This window comes from Micromonospora sp. WMMD736, assembly GCF_049179015.1.
Taxonomy (GTDB): domain Bacteria; phylum Actinomycetota; class Actinomycetes; order Mycobacteriales; family Micromonosporaceae; genus Micromonospora.
This window is the reverse complement of the sequence record NZ_JBMHMI010000151.1, coordinates 1-2,545: the sequence shown is the minus strand read 5'-3', so window position 1 is coordinate 2,545 and position 2,545 is coordinate 1. Positions and strand designations below refer to the sequence as shown.

At 64.5% G+C, this 2,545-nt stretch carries 3 protein-coding genes; all 3 read left to right on the top strand.

The genetic code is table 11. The annotated features are described in order from the left end of the window. Positions 1–47: 47 nt before the first annotated feature. Complete coding sequence (locus ACN269_RS34925) at positions 48–896, top strand: sugar phosphate isomerase/epimerase family protein (protein WP_421477640.1); 849 nt, start codon at positions 48–50, stop codon at positions 894–896. Then, the gene (locus tag ACN269_RS34920) at positions 893–1,303 is read left to right on the top strand and encodes a carboxymuconolactone decarboxylase family protein (RefSeq protein ID WP_421477638.1); all 411 of its coding nucleotides are present in this window, start codon (positions 893–895) and stop codon (positions 1,301–1,303) included. Before ACN269_RS34925 ends, ACN269_RS34920 begins: the two co-directional genes overlap by 4 nt. A gap of 4 nt (positions 1,304–1,307) precedes the next feature. Then, positions 1,308–2,545: UDP-glucose dehydrogenase family protein (locus ACN269_RS34915; protein ID WP_421477636.1), on the top strand; the 1,238-nt coding region annotated here is incomplete at its 3' end.

Sequence of the window (2,545 nt, the reverse complement as noted above, 5' to 3'; positions counted from 1 at the left end):
GAGAAAGTCGACGCCGGTTCCCGCGTCCGAGCCGAAAGGAGACAAGCATGATTTCGCTGGCAGCATTCGCCGACGAGATCTCGCCCACGCTGACCGAGGCGCTCACGGCGCTGCACAGCCGGGGTATCGACCGAATCGACCTGCGCAGCATCGACTACGTCAACGTCCTGGAATTAGACGACCAGCGAGTCGGCGAGGTGGAGCGACTTCTGGCCGACGAGGGGGTTGCGGTCGCGGCGATTGCGACACCGATAGGCAAAGTGCCTGTCGACAGCGCGGGCGCCAGCGAACGTGCTCGTTTCGAGCGGGCACTTGAAGTCGCAAGTCGACTGTCCGCCAATTTTATTCGCGTCTTCACCGGTTACGGACCGGGCGGACGGTGGCAATGTGAAGCTGATCGTGACGCCTGGTGCAGCGCGGTTACCGATCGGATCACCGAAATGGATGCCGAGGCCGGCCGCAACGGAATGACCGTACTGGTCGAAAACGACTTAGGCACCTATGCCGAAAGTCCACACCGGATGTTCGCGCTGCTGAAGGACACAGCGTCGGACACTGTGCGGACCGCATTCGACGCGGCGAATTACGCGCTGTGCGGCTTCGACCCATACCCGGCGTTCGACGCGCTGCGCAGTTGGATCGGCGTCCTGCACGTGAAGGACATCGATGACACAGGCAGCACGACCGTTGCCGGTCAGGGTTGCTGCCGCTGGCCGGAGATCCTCGAAGAGCTCGCCGCGACGCCTGACCGACCCTATCTGTCCCTCGAACCGCATCTGAAGTTCGCCGGCCCCGCGGGCGGATTCAGCGGAATCGACGGGTTCACCGACGCGGCTTCGGCCTTGTCGGTTCTGCTCAACGAACATCTGACTGCACAGAAAGGAACACTGCGATGACAACCATCGATGCACAGGCCACGACGGACGGGACACCGAACACTCCCAAGCTCGGCCAAGCCTACTATGACCTCTTCGGCGAGGTCCCCCCGCATGCTCGCAAACGCTGGGAGATCATCGAGGCCGTCGGCCGTGGTGAGACGGTGGTGGCTCTGGAAAACCTTCGTTCGCTGGTCATTTCAAATTCACCGCTCGAGCTCCGAGTCCAGCAGCTGGTGCAATTCGGGCAGCTGCTGGTGATCCGGTCCGAGGGGCCGGCACGGCTGCACGCCAAGGCTGCGATTCGGCACGGCGCGACGGTTCAGGAACTCATGGGGGTCACCGAAACCGCGTACCTGACCGGTGGAATCACGGCGTTCTCGCTCGGGGTTGCGATAGTCGGCGAACTGCTCGAGGAAGCGGAGTAGCGCCGTGTTCGTACGTCGAATCGCGGTTGTCGGCGCGGGGTACGTCGGCTTGACCACAGCAGCCTGCCTTGCCTCGCTCGGGCACCGCGTCGTGTGCGCCGACATCGATGTAGACAAGGTGGCCCGGCTATGCGACGGCGACGTCGGCATCCTCGAACCTGGTCTCGCAGAACTTGTCACGGAGGGAATGGCGGCGGGCCGGCTTCGCTTCGTGGTCGGAGCCCGCAATGCCGTCGTGCCAGGCGGTTTTGGTAATGCACCGGGCGCCGATCCGGCTGAGTCCGATCACGTGGTCGAGGTCCTGTTCCTTTGTGTCCCAACACCGATGGGAGCCGGCGGAGCCGCGGACCTCGCCGCTGTCGAGGCGGTCGCCCAAGAGGTGCGCGACCTGCTGCCGAGGGGCTGCGTCGTCGTCAACAAGTCGACCGTGCCGGTGGGCACTGCCGTACGCACCAAGCAATTGCTCGGCCGACGGGATGTTGCGGTGGTCAGCAACCCCGAATTCCTCCGTGAGGGGTCGGCGGTGCACGACTTCCTGAACCCGGACCGGATCGTCGTCGGCAGCGACCAGCAAGACGCTGCCGAGCGGGTCGGCGCGCTGTATGCCCGGCTCGGGGCCCCCATTCTGCTCACCGATGCCGCCAGTGCGGAAATGGTCAAGTACGCAGCGAATTGCTTTCTTGCAACAAAGCTGTCGTATGTGAACGCACTGGCCGAACTCTGCGAGCGACTCGGCGCGGACATCCACGAGGTCACCGAGGGGATGGGCTACGATCCCCGGATCGGGCAGGCCTACATGCGGCCGGGCCCCGGATGGGGTGGCTCGTGCCTGCCGAAGGATACCCACGCCCTCGGGCAGATCTCCGAAGCCGTCGGATTCGACTTCCCGCTGCTGGACGCTGTGCTGCAAACCAACCAACAACAAAGCACCCGAATGGTCGACAAAATTAGGGCGGCCGTCGGCGGATCACTCGCTAACACACGCATTGGGCTGCTCGGTCTGACGTTCAAGGCCGGCACCTCAGACCTGCGCGATTCGCCCGCACTGGACGTAGCGGCCGCACTGGCCGACGAAGGCGCGGAACTCACCGCATTCGATCCGAGCTGTACGGGACCGCTCCCCGGGCTGACCGAGGGCATCAAGCTCGCCGATGACGCGACCACCGCCGCCAAAGACGCTGACGCGATCGTCGTCCTCACCGAGTGGCCGGACTTCCGAGCCCTGGACTGGCCATCGGTAGC